This window comes from Haloarcula marina (genome assembly GCF_024218775.1).
GTDB classification, from domain to species: Archaea; Halobacteriota; Halobacteria; order Halobacteriales; family Haloarculaceae; genus Haloarcula; species Haloarcula marina.
Map to the genome: position 1 here is coordinate 1,453,287 of NZ_CP100404.1, position 12,677 is coordinate 1,465,963.

The 12,677-nt window shown below is 65.2% G+C and carries 16 protein-coding genes; 4 read left to right on the forward strand and 12 right to left on the reverse strand.

Translation table 11 applies throughout. The features are described from left to right. The first annotated feature begins 82 nt into the window (after window positions 1–82). The 3 genes from NJQ44_RS07590 to NJQ44_RS07600 are packed head-to-tail and all read left to right on the forward strand — an operon-like array spanning window position 83 to window position 3,382. Entirely contained in the window at window positions 83–1,567 is a 1,485-nt protein-coding gene (locus NJQ44_RS07590; protein WP_254274080.1) for a COG1361 family protein, read from the forward strand. Further along, entirely contained in the window at window positions 1,564–2,244 is a 681-nt protein-coding gene (locus tag NJQ44_RS07595) for an ABC transporter ATP-binding protein (protein ID WP_254274081.1), read from the forward strand. The genes NJQ44_RS07590 and NJQ44_RS07595 overlap by 4 nt, the downstream gene beginning before the upstream one ends. Beyond that, window positions 2,237–3,382, forward strand: coding sequence for an ABC transporter permease (locus NJQ44_RS07600; RefSeq protein WP_254274082.1), 1,146 nt, complete (start codon window positions 2,237–2,239; stop codon window positions 3,380–3,382). The genes NJQ44_RS07595 and NJQ44_RS07600 overlap by 8 nt, the downstream gene beginning before the upstream one ends. Here NJQ44_RS07600 and NJQ44_RS07605 read toward each other — a convergent pair. From NJQ44_RS07605 to NJQ44_RS07660, 12 genes are all read right to left on the reverse strand, one after another. After that, complete coding sequence (locus NJQ44_RS07605) at window positions 3,379–3,897, reverse strand: HTH domain-containing protein (protein ID WP_254274083.1); 519 nt, start codon at window positions 3,895–3,897, stop codon at window positions 3,379–3,381. The genes NJQ44_RS07600 and NJQ44_RS07605 overlap by 4 nt on opposite strands. Window positions 3,898–4,401: 504 nt before the next feature. Then, complete coding sequence (locus NJQ44_RS07610; RefSeq protein WP_254274084.1) at window positions 4,402–5,475, reverse strand: methionine synthase; 1,074 nt, start codon at window positions 5,473–5,475, stop codon at window positions 4,402–4,404. 1 nt (window position 5,476) lies between these two features. Continuing rightward, window positions 5,477–6,472 (reverse strand): 5-methyltetrahydropteroyltriglutamate--homocysteine methyltransferase, encoded by a 996-nt coding sequence (locus NJQ44_RS07615; RefSeq protein WP_254274085.1) that lies wholly within the window; start codon window positions 6,470–6,472, stop codon window positions 5,477–5,479. Window positions 6,473–6,531: 59 nt separating this feature from the next. Further along, on the reverse strand, window positions 6,532–7,137 hold the full coding sequence (locus NJQ44_RS07620; RefSeq protein ID WP_254274086.1) for a HemK2/MTQ2 family protein methyltransferase: 606 nt from the start codon (window positions 7,135–7,137) through the stop codon (window positions 6,532–6,534). A 3-nt stretch (window positions 7,138–7,140) separates the two neighbouring features. Next, window positions 7,141–7,998 carry a 16S ribosomal RNA methyltransferase A gene (locus NJQ44_RS07625; protein WP_254274087.1) on the reverse strand — a complete coding sequence of 286 codons (858 nt, stop codon included), beginning with the start codon at window positions 7,996–7,998 and terminating at the stop codon, window positions 7,141–7,143. 84 nt (window positions 7,999–8,082) lie between these two features. Continuing rightward, on the reverse strand, window positions 8,083–8,655 hold the full coding sequence (locus NJQ44_RS07630) for a DUF655 domain-containing protein (protein WP_254274088.1): 573 nt from the start codon (window positions 8,653–8,655) through the stop codon (window positions 8,083–8,085). A gap of 72 nt (window positions 8,656–8,727) precedes the next feature. Beyond that, on the reverse strand, window positions 8,728–9,084 hold the full coding sequence (locus tag NJQ44_RS07635) for an RNA polymerase Rpb4 family protein (RefSeq protein ID WP_254274089.1): 357 nt from the start codon (window positions 9,082–9,084) through the stop codon (window positions 8,728–8,730). 3 nt (window positions 9,085–9,087) lie between these two features. Next, window positions 9,088–9,381 carry a 50S ribosomal protein L21e gene (locus tag NJQ44_RS07640; protein ID WP_254274090.1) on the reverse strand — a complete coding sequence of 98 codons (294 nt, stop codon included), beginning with the start codon at window positions 9,379–9,381 and terminating at the stop codon, window positions 9,088–9,090. A gap of 111 nt (window positions 9,382–9,492) precedes the next feature. Further along, complete coding sequence (locus NJQ44_RS07645; protein ID WP_254274091.1) at window positions 9,493–9,759, reverse strand: elongation factor 1-beta; 267 nt, start codon at window positions 9,757–9,759, stop codon at window positions 9,493–9,495. A gap of 2 nt (window positions 9,760–9,761) precedes the next feature. Further along, a complete protein-coding gene (locus NJQ44_RS07650; protein ID WP_254274092.1) occupies window positions 9,762–9,941 on the reverse strand; it encodes an HVO_2753 family zinc finger protein in 180 nt (59 codons plus the stop codon). Between the two features lie 72 nt (window positions 9,942–10,013). Beyond that, on the reverse strand, window positions 10,014–10,604 hold the full coding sequence (locus NJQ44_RS07655) for a TIGR02587 family membrane protein (RefSeq protein ID WP_254274093.1): 591 nt from the start codon (window positions 10,602–10,604) through the stop codon (window positions 10,014–10,016). Continuing rightward, on the reverse strand, window positions 10,604–11,470 hold the full coding sequence (locus tag NJQ44_RS07660) for a 3-hydroxyacyl-CoA dehydrogenase family protein (RefSeq protein WP_254274094.1): 867 nt from the start codon (window positions 11,468–11,470) through the stop codon (window positions 10,604–10,606). The genes NJQ44_RS07655 and NJQ44_RS07660 overlap by 1 nt, the downstream gene beginning before the upstream one ends. 139 nt (window positions 11,471–11,609) lie before the next feature. On the opposite strand from NJQ44_RS07660, the gene NJQ44_RS07665 reads away from it, so the two are divergent. Beyond that, window positions 11,610–12,569 carry a transcription initiation factor IIB gene (locus NJQ44_RS07665; protein ID WP_254274095.1) on the forward strand — a complete coding sequence of 320 codons (960 nt, stop codon included), beginning with the start codon at window positions 11,610–11,612 and terminating at the stop codon, window positions 12,567–12,569. Window positions 12,570–12,677: the final 108 nt, after the last annotated feature.

Sequence of the window (12,677 nt, forward strand, 5' to 3'; positions counted from 1 at the left end):
AATTCGTAACTGTGGTCCACACACCCGTACCTCCATCGCCGTCGATTGCCCTCCAACCGAACGTTCGGTCGATATCTGGAGCATGCGCCGCGTAACGCTCCTCGCCGTCGCCGTGTTCGTCACCGTCACCGCCGTCCCGGTGACCGTCACCGCGGCGGGCGTCAACGCGACGGTGACCGACGTGTCCGTCTCGCCGAGCGGTCCCGCCCCCGGCGAGACCATCACGTTCACGCCGACGATTCGCAACCTCCAGAGCAGCGACGACCCGCTGGAAATCCGAAGCATCGCGCTCCGCCGCGCTGGCGGCGGTGGCGTCACCGAGTACACTCGCGTCCGGAACATCGGGACGCTGTCGCCCGGGTCGGACGTGCGCGTCCCGCTGACCCACACGTTCGACTCGCCGGGGTCGCGCGACCTGCGCGTCTTCGTCTACGGGTACAACCCGAACACCGACGAGTCGGTTCAGCTCAGATACCCCGTCTCGGTCCGCGTGGCCGAGCGCCACCCCCAACTCGACATCCAGACCAACGACTCCGTGGCCGGCGTCGCGTCGACGGGGACGGTGACCGTCGCCAACGGCCTCGACGCGCCCGTCTCGAACGTCGAAGTGACCGTCTCGGGAACCGACGTGACGATGCTCGACGGCCGCACCGTCGTCGCGACGCTCCCGGAAGGCGAGACGGTGACCGCTCCCTTCCGCTTCCGTCCGGAGAGCGACGGCCCGCACGAACTGGAAGCGACGCTCTCGTACACTATCGCCGGTGACACCGACCGCACCGTGACCCGGCGGACGACGATTCAGACCGAGGCGCTCCGCGAGGGCGTCGTCCTCGACGCGGCCGGTGTCGGGAGCGGCGACTCCCGCTCGCTCGCCGTCGACGTAATCAACCAGGGCAACGCACCGGTGGAGAACGTCGTCGTCACCGCCGCCGCGGACAACGCCACCTTCCGCCGCGCAATCGTCGAGGCGGTTCCCGCGGGGTCCGCCCGACAGGTGACGCTCAACGCGACGATGACCGAACCACGCGCCGACGTGACCGTCGATGCGACGTACGATGTCGGCACCCGACAGCGGCAGGCCACGACGACGACGGAACTTCGCTCGGTGCCCGGTAGCATCGACCTGACCGGTCTCTCGGTCACTCGTGACGGTGGCGTCCTCCAGATTACGGGCAGTGCGAGCAATATCGGGATGACCACCGCCGACAGCGTCGTCGTCCGCGTCGTCCCCACCGAGAACGTCGACCCCGCCGCGCCGAATCGCGACTACTTCGTCGGGACGGTCCCGGCGAGCGACTTCGTCTCCTTCGACCTGACCGCTCGGACCGAGGGCAACGTCTCGTCGGTCCCGGTCGAGGTGTCCTATCTCGTCGACGGCGACCGCAAGCGTCAGACCTTCGACGTGGGGGTCGCGACGGTTGACAACGACGTGGCGACACCGAGCGGTACCGGCGGCGGCCCGGGCGCATTCCTCCCGATACTCGCCGTCGCCGCCGTCGCCGTCGTCGTCGTCGTCGCGCTCCTCGTCCGTCGGTCTCGACGCGGTGACGACGAACTCGACGTATGAGGGTCCTCGACGCCCAACACTTGGTCAAGCGCTATCGCAGCGGCGACGAGACCCTCGTCGCCCTCGACGACGTGGACTTCGCCCTCGACGCGGGCGAGTTCGTCTCCATCATGGGACCGAGCGGAAGCGGGAAGTCGACGCTCCTGAACATCCTCGGCCTCCTCGCGACGCCAAGCGAGGGCCGCCTGCTGTTGAACGGCGACGACGTGACCCACCTCGCCGACCGGAAGCGAACGACGCTCAGAAAGCGCACCATCGGCTTCGTGTTTCAGGACTTCTACCTCCTGCCGACGCTGACCGCCGTCGAGAACGTGGCGGTCCCGCGACTCCTCGAACGGGACCCGAACACGACCGCTCGCGCCCGGGACCTCCTCACCCGGATGGGTCTCGGTGACCGCCTCGACCACCGCCCTGACCAACTCTCCGGCGGCCAGCAACAGCGCGTCGCCATCGCGAGGTCGCTCGTCAACGACCCGAGCATCGTCCTCGCCGACGAACCGACGGGCAACTTAGACCGCGACACCGGGCGACAGATTCTCGACGAGTTCCGCCGCATCGCCGACGACGAGGACGTGTCCATCGTCGCCGTCACGCACGACGAACTGGTCGACGAGTACGTCGACCGGACGGTCCACCTCGTCGACGGCACCCTCGGACGGGAGGAGAACGATGTTTGAACGCCTCTACCGGCGATTCCCGACGGCGCTGATGGCCCGTCGCAACCTCACCAGAACCAAGATGCGCTCGCTGTTGGCGTCGCTCGGCATCGTTATCGGCGTCGTCGCAATCGCATCGCTGGGGATGTTCGGCGTCGCGCTCCAGTACTCCATCTCCCAGAACCTCGGCGACATCGGCAATCAGGTGACCGTCTCGCCGAGCGGCGAGAACGGCGTCACCGAACTCTCAGAGCGAGACGTTCGCGACATCAGGCGCGTCGCCGGGCCGGAGGTGACCGTCTCGCCGGTCAAACAGGACGTGCAACCGGTCGCGTTCGACCGGCAGACGAACTCGACGACGCTGGTGTACGGGTTGGACCGACCCGCCGAGGTGTACGAGGCGTCGGACGGCCGCGTCCCGGAACCGTTCCGGACCGGCGCACTCGTCGGCGAATCGCTCGCCGAGGAACACGACCTCCATCCCGGAAGCACCATCGCAGTCAACGGGAGTACCGTCAGAGTCCGCGCCGTCCTCGCGTCGGGCGACGGTTTCTCGCAACTCAACCCCGCCAATCGTCTCGTCCTCCCGGCCTCGTCGTTCGACCAGCGCGGCTACTCGCAGGTGTACCTGACCGCCCCCTCGGGCACGCAGGCCAACGAGACGGCGATGGCGGTTCGGAGCGCGCTCAACGACCGCGAGGAGCGCGTCAGCGTCACCGAACTCGGCTCTCTCGTCGACCAGATAAACCAGACGTTTCAGGTCGTCAACACCGTCCTCATCGGCATCGCCTCCATCTCGCTCCTGGTCGCGGGCATCTCCATCCTCAACGTGATGCTGATGTCGACCGTCGAGCGTCGCGGGGAAATCGGCGTCCTGCGAGCGGTCGGTTACCAGAAGCGGGACGTGCTGAAAATCATGCTGATGGAAGCAACCCTCCTCGGCGTCGTCGGCGGCGTCGTCGGCGTCCTCCTCAGTCTCGGTGCCGGACTGGCGATAAACCACTACACCGTCGGCGACGCGACGGCCGTGTTCCGCGTCGCCAACGCGTGGTACCTGCTGGTCGCGTTCGGATTCGCCGTCGTGACAAGTATCGTCAGCGGTCTCTACCCGGCGTGGAAAGCGGCGAGCGAAGAACCCGTCGAAGCCCTGCGCGGTTAGATCGGCGTCTCGACGCCGGGTTCGAGCCACGGTTCCGTGCGGCCGACGGTGACCGTGTCGAACTGCGCCAGCCATTCTTCGTCGCCGCGCTCGAACGCTTCGAGGGCGTCGCCCACCGTGTACGTGTGACTCTCCTCCGCGTCCGTACACGGGAAGACGGCCTGTAACTGCGTGTCGTCGTAGATGGCCAGCGAGACGACGGGGAAGACGACAACGTCGTCGACCCGGTCCAGCCCCACGTAACTCCGATTCCGCCGCTCGAAGGCGGGTTCCAGCGAGAACCCGTTGCGCTCGGTCCAGTCTCGGAACTCTTCGTAGGTGGCGAGCGCCCCCGAGCGCTTGTCCTCGGCCATCGTCCGAATCCGCTGCCACTCCCCGGCGATCATAGAGTCCGTGAACACGCCGTTGGCCTCCAACCGCTTGACGCGGTTCAGCACCGACTGTTGGGCGTCGAATGTGCCGTACGTGTCTCCCCGAAGATACAGTTCTGCCCGAAGGTGTGTGTCTCCCGTCATGGTGTTCTCGTTCGAATCTTCAGCAGATGACAACTAAACTCTTTCCCAGATTTTCATTCATTTAGAATTAAATAAACCCACGTGGGAAAGTCGCCAAGTAACGCTCTAAATACCTCAAATCGGCGTTTAATCCTGATTTGAGAATTTCTCTACTTGACAATTAAGGATAATTTATCTTCTGCCTTGGTCGATGTGTGTTTCGTCCCATGTCGAATATTTTGCGATGCTATCTTCAGGTGGTATTCTTCGGTAGTAGCTGTGTGGCCTTGGTCGCCGAGATAGTCGTCACTACCGTGGTTACGTACCGCGACTGAGATGTCGAGATGTCGCACCGGGTAGCCGGTCGGTACGTCGCCGACCACTCGCCGTGAAGCCCGTTCACCGAGGCACGTCTCACGGCTCACTCCGCTCGCCGTTCGTTCGTCGGAATGCCGAAGGAATACTGCAATTTGCTCGCGGCTACGCTGCTCGCATTTCCGAGGACCGCGCTACGTGCGCCCCTCGCTAGTCGTCTGCGCTGGCTTCCGCACCGCTCGCGACCACGTCGATCTCACCGGCGTCGAGTTCCTGCTCGATTTCGCGGGCCGCCTGCACCATGTTCTCCATCTTGCCGTACGCAATCTCGCGGGGCAGGAGTTTCACACCGCAGTCCGGCGAGACGGTGAGTCGTTCCGGCGGGACGACCTCCAGCCCTTTCTTGATGTTCTCCTTGATTTCCTCGACGGACTCGACTTCGGCGGTGTGCGCGTCGAGGACGCCCATCGCGAAGTCCTTCGTGAACTCGTGTTCTTTGAACACGTCGAGTTGGTCGAAGTCGCCGTTGGCGAGTTCGAGGTCGTACTCGTGAACGGGGTAGTCCAGAATCTCGGGGTAGATGCGCGAGTAGTCGCCGTAACAGACGTGCAGGCCGAGGCGCACGTCGTCCGGAACGTCGTCGACGATGCGTTCGAGACACTCGCCGACGATGGCGTGGTCGTCCGGCGTCGTCGCCAGCGCGGGTTCGTCTATCTGGATGTAGCGCGCGCCAGCCTCGACCAACGCCTCGATTTCCTCGTTGACGAGGTCCGCCAGTTCGTAGGCGAGTTCCTCCTCGCTCTCGTACACTTCGTTGAACGACCAGTTCGCCAGCGTGTACGGGCCGGTGATGGGGACTTTGACGGGACGTTCGGCCACCTCGTCGGTGAACTCGAACTCCTCGACCAGCCACTGCTCGCCGTATTCGACTTCGTCGGCGACGCTCGGCTTGTCGAAGTAGTTGTGGCCCCACACCTTCACGCGGCCGTTGAACTCGTAGCCGTCGATGCGGTGGGCGAAGTACTCGACCATCTCGTTGCGTCGCATCTCGCCGTCGCAGATGACGTCGAGACCGCTGCGCTCGTGTTCGTGGGTGATGAGCCGCGAGGCGTCGTCTTTCGACTCTTCCCACTCCTCCTCGCCGAAGTCGGCGTCCTCGTCCTCGAACATCTCGCGGGCGCGGTCGTGCCACTTCGGCTTGGGGTAGGAGCCGACGACGGTCGTCAGCAGGAAGTGGTCGTTCTCGTGATTCTCGGGTCGGAACTGCTCTCGGGGGCCAGTCATGTTATGCTTCCACCTCTTCGAGGTCGGCGGCGTTCGCAAGCGATTCGAGTTTGTCCGCGAACTTGTTGACCGGGAGATAGAATAGCTCGGTGTTCGCGGTGGCGTAGACGGTGTCGTACACCGTGTTGGTCTGCTGTTCGAACCAGTCGATACGGTCTCGGATGGTCTCGGGGGACTCGACGAGCGTGTTCTGCCCGTCGACCACGCCGAGGGCCACGTCGTCTTTCGTGCCGTACTCTTGGACGTTGTAGACGTTGCTGTCGTGGTCCGCGACGAGGTCGAAGCCGATGGCGTCGACGTCGGCGTCCATCAGGTGCGCGTAGGTCTTCTCCTCGATAGCGCCCCAGTAGGTGTGGGTGACCACGTCGGCGTCGGTGGCGCTGGCGACGGCGTCGATGGCCTCGCTGGCGCGTTCGTCTTCGCCGTCTTCGGGGGCGTTCTCGACGAGCGACGGTTCCAGCAGGAACAGCGTCTCCACGTCGGGGAACTGGTCGACTTCACCAGCGAGGAACTCCGCGATGGCGTCGAGGAACGCGGCATCGTCGCCGTAGTGCTCGTCCGTCGCGAGGTCGGCCAGCGAGTAGGGACCGGGGAGGACCGCTTGGAGGCCCGAATCGACCAGTTCGGCGGCAGCGTCGAGTTCGGCGGCCACGTCGCCGTCCGGGGTCAGGTCGTCCTGCACCACCGGCTCCCGGTAGAAGTTGTTGTTGTCGTAGTAGCGGACGATACCGCGGGTCTCGACGCTGTCGTGGACCGCCAGCGGGTGGGCGAGCATGTCGTCCCAGCGGAGTTGGCCCTCGACGACGCGGTCGAGGCCGAGGTCCTGCTGGAGCGAGACGACTTCCTCGCGGCCGCGGTCGTAGGCGTCGACGATTGCGCCGTCCTCGTCGCCGCTGATGAGGTCCGTCTTCTGGTGGCCTTTCAGGTCAGACAGTTCGTCTTTGGCCCAGTCCGGAAGCGGGAACAGCCCCGGAGTCGTGGCAACTACCTGTGTCATTAGCCCGGGCTACGAAATGACGGGCTTTAATATTTCCTATTCGAGAAAATGTCTGGCAGTTATTCCATCTGTGTAAAGCGCAGGACGACGAGTTCCTCGTATGGATGTTTCTCGCTCGCAATTCGCTCGCCGACCAGGTCGCGTTCGCGAGCGTACGCGCGAACCGCTTCCGGGTCGGTGAGACTACTGACCAGCAGTAGCGCCTCGCCGCCCGATGCGAGGACCCGCCCGACGCCGTCGAGGAACGGGTCGACGAGCCGACGGCCGTCTTCGCCGCCTGAGAGGGCGTGTTCCATCCAGTCGTCCCACTCTTTCTCTTCGGGCGTCGGGAGATAGGGGGGGTTGAACGCGACGAGGTCGAAGACGCCGTCGCGAAACGGAGACAGGAGGTCGCCGCGGACCACGGGGACGCCGTTTTCGCGGGCCTGACGACACGCCTCGGGGTTCAGGTCGACGCCGAGGGCGTCGGCCCCCGCGTCGGCCATCGCCGCCGCGACGTACCCCGACCCGGTCCCCACGTCGAGCGCTCTGTCGCCCTCGTTCACTCGCTCGCGGGCCGCGTCCGCCAGCAACGCCGAGTCCTCGGCGGGTTGATACACGGACTCGACGCCACGCGCCTCGGCGAGTTTCGGCCGCCCGCTGTCCGCGGACTCCTCGTCGCCCACGGTTCAGGCCTCCGGGTCGCCCACCTCGTGGGCCAGCGTCGCGAGGTCGGCGAACTCCGCCGGCGTGACGTTCCCGGCGCGAGCGCTCATCAGGTCCTCGTCGGCGGCCGCGACGACGGCGTCGGGGTCTCCGAGTCCGGAGATGTGGGCGGTGTTGCGGACGGCGTTGCGCATCGTCTTCCGGCGCTGGGTGAACACGGCCTTCAGGAAGTCCATGAAGAAGTCGTCGCTCGGCACGGAGTAGTCGGGGTCTCGCGGCGTCGTCCGAACGAGTGCGCTGGTCACGCGCGGTTGTGGGTCGAACGCCGTTCGCGGAACCGTCTCGACCACTTCCGCGTCGGCGTAGTGGCCCGCAGTCACGGACAGGCGGCCGTAGTCGTCGGTTCCGGGGTCGGCGGCCATCCGGTCGGCGAACTCCTGCTGAAACATCAGTACGAGCGGTCGCTTCTCGGGTAAGAGGCGGAACGCGATTTCGGAAGACGCACCGTAGGGCAGGTTCGAGATGCTCGCGGTGAACTCGGGGAGGTCGACGTCCAAGGCGTCCCCTTCGACGACGGTCAGACGGTCCGCGGCAATCTCGTCGGCGAACTCCGTGCGGAGGTGGGCCGCGAAGTCCGGGTCGCGTTCGACGACGGTGACGCGGTCCGCGACGGCGAGCAGTCGGTCGGTGAGCGCGCCCGGGCCGCCGCCGATTTCGAGGACGTGCGACAGGTCCACCCCCGCCTCGGTGGCGTACTCGGGAATCCGGTCGAGCACCCGGTCGTCGACGAGGAAGTGTTGGTCCTGTCGGGTGTCCGCCCGTTTCCCGGCCCGCCGGACCAGCGCGTCGGGGTCACGACTCCCGGTCGGTGTCTCGGTCATTGGCTCACCGTAGACGGTCGGCGGTTGAAAAAGCCGCCTACTCTACTCGCTGTATCGCGTCACGGTCCCCGCCGGTCCGTACGCTCACTCGCCGCCCTGCTCGCTCCGTCGCACGAACAACCGGTACTTCAGGTCGTCCTCACGGAGTTCTTCGAGGATGCGCTCGACGAGGACCTCCCTCGGCTTGTGCAGGCCGCTGACTCGCTCTTCGAGGTCGTCGAAGCTCTCGAAGGGCTTTCGCTTTCGCTCGTCGAGGATGCTGTTGCGGAGTTTCTTCCCGATACCCGGCAGGAGGTTCAACTGGTGGAGGCGCAGTGTGATGGGTTGGGCGTCGTTGTAGAAGTCGACGAACCGCTGTTCGTCTGCGTCGACGATTTCCTCGACGGCGTACTCCAGTTCCGAGCGCGCGCTGCTCGGCAAGTCGTCGAACCCGGCCTCGTTGACCCGGGTGAACTCCGTGAGGTCGATGCGGTCGCCGAAGGAGATGTCGTCGTCGTCCGCGAGCGTCAGTTCGTAGATGTAGAACTCGTCGATATCGAGAACGTACGCTAGCGGTTCCTTCTGGTGCTGGGGACGGTCGTCGTCGCTCCGACCGTTGGGAAGGACGTCGAGCACTGCTGCGACCATCTCGTCGCTACCGCTCTCCGTGCTAGTCATGTCAGGAAGTACGACGAGTACACACTTAATGGCGATGGATAGACAACCCACGCCGAGTGGTGGTTTGCGGCGTCAGGCGTACTGTCTGACGACGCCGAGAATCTCGTCGAGTTCGTCGCCGGAGAGGGTGTAGCGTTCCTGTGCGTACACCGCTCGGAGTTCGTCGCGGTCCAGCGGACGGAGATTCGCGATTTTGTACGCCGTCGCCTCGTCAACTTTGTCGAGTTCCTGCAGTTGCTCGACGAACTCGCGGGACTCCTCGGGGTCGAGGAGCGCGAAGCGGTTGACGTGCTCGATGGCTCGCTTGAGTTCGTAGCGCATCTCGCGGTCCTCGTCGGCCGCGCGCTCGATTTCGAGGCCTTCGAGTATCTCCTTGGTCTCGGCGAGGGTCAGGTACTCCTCGTCGAGCTTCGCCTTGAATATCGTCATCGCTCAGTTCTCTTGACGACGGAGGTGAGCGGGCTTGACGATGATGGTCTTGGTCTTGCCGCCGTCGACGATTTCGACCTTGTAGGCCGTGCCCTGCTGGCCGAGGACCGTGCCGGTCTGCCCGTCGAAGCGGGGGTGGAAGCGACCTTCCGGGACCGACGGGTCGATTTTGAGGTGGACTTTCTCGTCCTCCTCGTACTGCTCGACGGCGCGCTGGGGCGGCGAGGTACCGCGGTCTCGGGGCTTGTTCTTCAGTTTGTTACGAGTTCCTTCGAGAGGGCCGTTCGAACTAGGCATTCTTGCCCATCGCTTGTCTGGTCGCCCTAATAAAACGTGCGTTCCGCGACCGCCGTGGCACGCCGAGACGCGCCGCTGACGGGTGGCGGGGAACGCGAAAACGGGAGCCAGTTACAGGCGGCCGACGGTGTCGACTTCGACGGACTCGACGCCGTCGACGTCTTCGAAGGCGTCCTCGACGGCGTCCGTGCCGCCCGCATCGTCGGGGACGATGACGGTGGGCAGCAGGGCGACGAGGCCGAACGCGACGTCGTCACGCTCGAAGCCTTTGATTTTGGCACCTTCGGGAAGCGCGCCTTCGAGACGGTCTTGCAGGTCGTCGAGGTCGACTTCCGGGCTCTGCGGCATGATCTTGATTTTGGCTGCGACTTTTCCCATGGTTATGGTCCGGTGAATCCGCAGTCGGGGCACTTGTAGAGGTTGCTCTGCTTCCGGCAGGTCGCGCACCGGTAAATCTGCTGCCCGCAGTCCGGGCACTTGAACGCGGCGGCGTTCGTGCTGGCGATGTTGATGCCACACGAGACGCACTTTTGCGTTCGCTTTTGCTGGCTCTCGCTCATACTCCATCGTATCCGACGGCGGCTTTTAACGGTTGCCAAACGCCGCCGACTCCCTGCGAGAGAGTGCCACACTCAGCTCCCGGGCAGGATGTCGCCCAGCGCCGCGCCGATAGCCATCGGAACGAAGGCGACGCTACAGACGCAGAAGGACTGCCAGAGGACCGCCGGGTCGGTAACCGGCCACGCGACGACGCCCCATCCGGTCAACAGAGCGACGCTGACCACGTACGCCGTCAGCGTCACGCCCGCGAGGCGGCGGGGCACGAGACCGAACAGTCGACTCGCGACGCGCACGTCCTGGAAATCCGCGACGTAGAGGATGCCGACGACCATCACGACGGCCGTCGCCAGCGTCCCGAGGAGATACAGGGGGTGCTGTGCGATGTAGCGCCCGGCGTCGATGGTGCCGCTCTCGACGGCCATCGGGATGCCGAACAGGAGCGACCCCAGCGCCGCTTCGGCGAGGTCCTCGCGGTCGAAGCCCCACACGACGCGGCCGAAGACGACGGGGTCGTCGTCCTGGGCCTCGGTGGCCGCACGCATCGCCTCGCGGACCTGTTTTCGCTCTTCGGGCGAGTCGACGAGGTCCGCTAACTCCTCCAGTTCGTCGAACAACTCGCTGATGCCGCTGCCGTCGGCTTCGGTGTGGTCGTCGCCGTTCATCAGTTATCGCGGTCCGGACTGCGGCCAGTGAGCGTCGGGTTCAGGTCGCTCGGTTCGTCGGGCCGACCGTTCGTCCAGACGTAGAAGCCCTCACCGGTCGACGCGCCGAGGCGACCGGCGTCGACGGCCCGACGGAGCAGGTCCGGCGGGTCGAACTGCGGACCGAGGCGGGACGAAAGGACTGCCAGTGAGTCCAATACCGCGTCGAGGCCGAGTTCGTCCGCCCGCGCCAGCGGGCCGCCCCGGTCCGCGCCGCGCGTCGCGACGCGGTCGATGTCGGGGATGCTCGCCACCTCGGCCTCGACCATCCGTATCGCCTCCGCGACGGCCGCGAGTTCGAGGCGCGCGCCAGCGAATCCGGGACCGTCGCCGACGATAACCGGCACGCAGTCGAGTCCGCGGACGAACGCCGTCGCTCGGTCGCGGGCGTTCGTCGTCGTCTGCTCGGCCAGTACCACTTCGACGAGCGGCGGGTCAGTCGAATCGAGGAAATTGATGCCTACCGCTCGACCGGGCGTCTGTAACCCCGCCGCAACGGCGGTGACCGACACCGTCGCATCACCCGTCGCGACCAGCGTCTCGTCGCCTATCGCCGTCTCCACCTCCGCGAGTAGTTCGCGCCGCCGTCCGGTGTCGCCGTCGGTCGCATCCGCGACGAGCGCTGCCCCGTCGACCGCGCTGTGTAAGTCCGTCGTCCCGGTCACGTAGTCGGTGACGGGTACGTCGAGCGTCTGGTCCACTGTGTCGACGGCGTCCATGACGGCGTTGGCGTCGTTCGCGTACAGGCGCACCTCATGTCCGGCGCGCACGCACCGTCGAGTTAGGTCACGCCCGCGTCCCCCGACTCCCAGTACGGCCACGTTCATGTCACTATGAGTGTTGTGCCACCGGTTAAGCCTTTACTCGTGCCCGATTCGGGTCCGGTAACCGGGTTTTAACGCCGTCACTTTCGCCGGTACTGCCCAAACATTTATACGTGATGGGCCTTTCTCCGTAAAAGAACACATGGAAAGGCCGACGCGCCAGCGGGATACGGACCAACAGGAGCGTGAGCAGGAGTCCGAGGATACAGGCCAGCAGACCTGTCCCGAGTGTGAGTCGGAGAACATATCCAGTGACGGCGGCGGGGAACTCGTCTGCGAGGACTGTGGCCTCGTGATCGAAGACGAGAACATCGACCGCGGGCCGGAGTGGCGTGCCTTCAACCACTCGGAGCGTCAGTCGAAGTCGCGCGTCGGAGCGCCGACGACCCAGACGATGCACGATAAGGGGCTGACGACCCAAATCGACTGGAAAGACAAAGACGCCTACGGCCGTTCACTGTCCTCCGAGAAACGCTCGCAGATGCACCGACTTCGGAAGTGGCAGGAGCGAATCCGGACGAAAGACGCCGGTGAGCGAAACCTCCAGTTCGCGCTCTCGGAGATTGACCGCATGGCTTCCGCGCTGGGTGTCCCGCGCTCGGTCAGGGAAGTCGCTTCGGTCATCTACCGGCGCGCGCTCAACGAGGACCTCATCCGCGGCCGCTCCATCGAGGGCGTCGCGACGGCGTGTCTGTACGCCGCCTGTCGGCAGGAAGGAATTCCCCGCAGTCTGGAAGAGGTGTCCGACGTGTCCCGGGTCGAACAGAAGGAAATCGGGCGGACCTACCGCTACGTCGCACAGGAACTCGAACTGAAGATGGAACCGGTCGACCCCAAGCAGTACGTCCCCCGGTTCGCCTCGGAACTGGAACTCTCTGAGGAGGTCCAGTCGAAGGCCAACGAGATTATCGACACCACTGCCGAACAGGGCCTGCTCTCCGGCAAGTCCCCGACTGGGTACGCCGCCGCCGCCATCTACGCGGCGTCGCTCCTCTGCAACGAGAAGAAGACCCAGCGCGAAGTCGCCGACGTGGCGCAGGTGACGGAAGTCACCATCCGGAACCGGTATCAGGAACAGATCGAAGCGATGGGCATCCACTGACTGCCCGCGAATCCCGCCAGCGCCCCATTTTTGCGACTGCCGTCCGACGCCGCTCAGCGACCGGTAAGTTCGTCGCCGGTCGCCACCTCGTCCCGCGAGACCCGTATT

What these genes read in the sequence shown, in the direction of transcription:
- NJQ44_RS07625 (WP_254274087.1), bottom strand. Translation starts at nt 7,998, where the DNA reads ATGACCGAGACACCGACCGGGAGTCGTGACCCCGACGCGCTGGTCCGG.
- NJQ44_RS07650 (WP_254274092.1), bottom strand. Translation starts at nt 9,941, where the DNA reads ATGAGCGAGAGCCAGCAAAAGCGAACGCAAAAGTGCGTCTCGTGTGGC.
- NJQ44_RS07655 (WP_254274093.1), bottom strand. Translation starts at nt 10,604, where the DNA reads ATGAACGGCGACGACCACACCGAAGCCGACGGCAGCGGCATCAGCGAG.
- NJQ44_RS07590 (WP_254274080.1), top strand. Translation starts at nt 83, where the DNA reads ATGCGCCGCGTAACGCTCCTCGCCGTCGCCGTGTTCGTCACCGTCACC.
- NJQ44_RS07645 (WP_254274091.1), bottom strand. Translation starts at nt 9,759, where the DNA reads ATGGGAAAAGTCGCAGCCAAAATCAAGATCATGCCGCAGAGCCCGGAA.
- NJQ44_RS07635 (WP_254274089.1), bottom strand. Translation starts at nt 9,084, where the DNA reads ATGACGATATTCAAGGCGAAGCTCGACGAGGAGTACCTGACCCTCGCC.
- NJQ44_RS07595 (WP_254274081.1), top strand. Translation starts at nt 1,564, where the DNA reads ATGAGGGTCCTCGACGCCCAACACTTGGTCAAGCGCTATCGCAGCGGC.
- NJQ44_RS07630 (WP_254274088.1), bottom strand. Translation starts at nt 8,655, where the DNA reads ATGACTAGCACGGAGAGCGGTAGCGACGAGATGGTCGCAGCAGTGCTC.
- NJQ44_RS07660 (WP_254274094.1), bottom strand. Translation starts at nt 11,470, where the DNA reads ATGAACGTGGCCGTACTGGGAGTCGGGGGACGCGGGCGTGACCTAACT.
- NJQ44_RS07615 (WP_254274085.1), bottom strand. Translation starts at nt 6,472, where the DNA reads ATGACACAGGTAGTTGCCACGACTCCGGGGCTGTTCCCGCTTCCGGAC.
- NJQ44_RS07640 (WP_254274090.1), bottom strand. Translation starts at nt 9,381, where the DNA reads ATGCCTAGTTCGAACGGCCCTCTCGAAGGAACTCGTAACAAACTGAAG.
- NJQ44_RS07600 (WP_254274082.1), top strand. Translation starts at nt 2,237, where the DNA reads ATGTTTGAACGCCTCTACCGGCGATTCCCGACGGCGCTGATGGCCCGT.
- NJQ44_RS07610 (WP_254274084.1), bottom strand. Translation starts at nt 5,475, where the DNA reads ATGACTGGCCCCCGAGAGCAGTTCCGACCCGAGAATCACGAGAACGAC.
- NJQ44_RS07605 (WP_254274083.1), bottom strand. Translation starts at nt 3,897, where the DNA reads ATGACGGGAGACACACACCTTCGGGCAGAACTGTATCTTCGGGGAGAC.
- NJQ44_RS07665 (WP_254274095.1), top strand. Translation starts at nt 11,610, where the DNA reads ATGGAAAGGCCGACGCGCCAGCGGGATACGGACCAACAGGAGCGTGAG.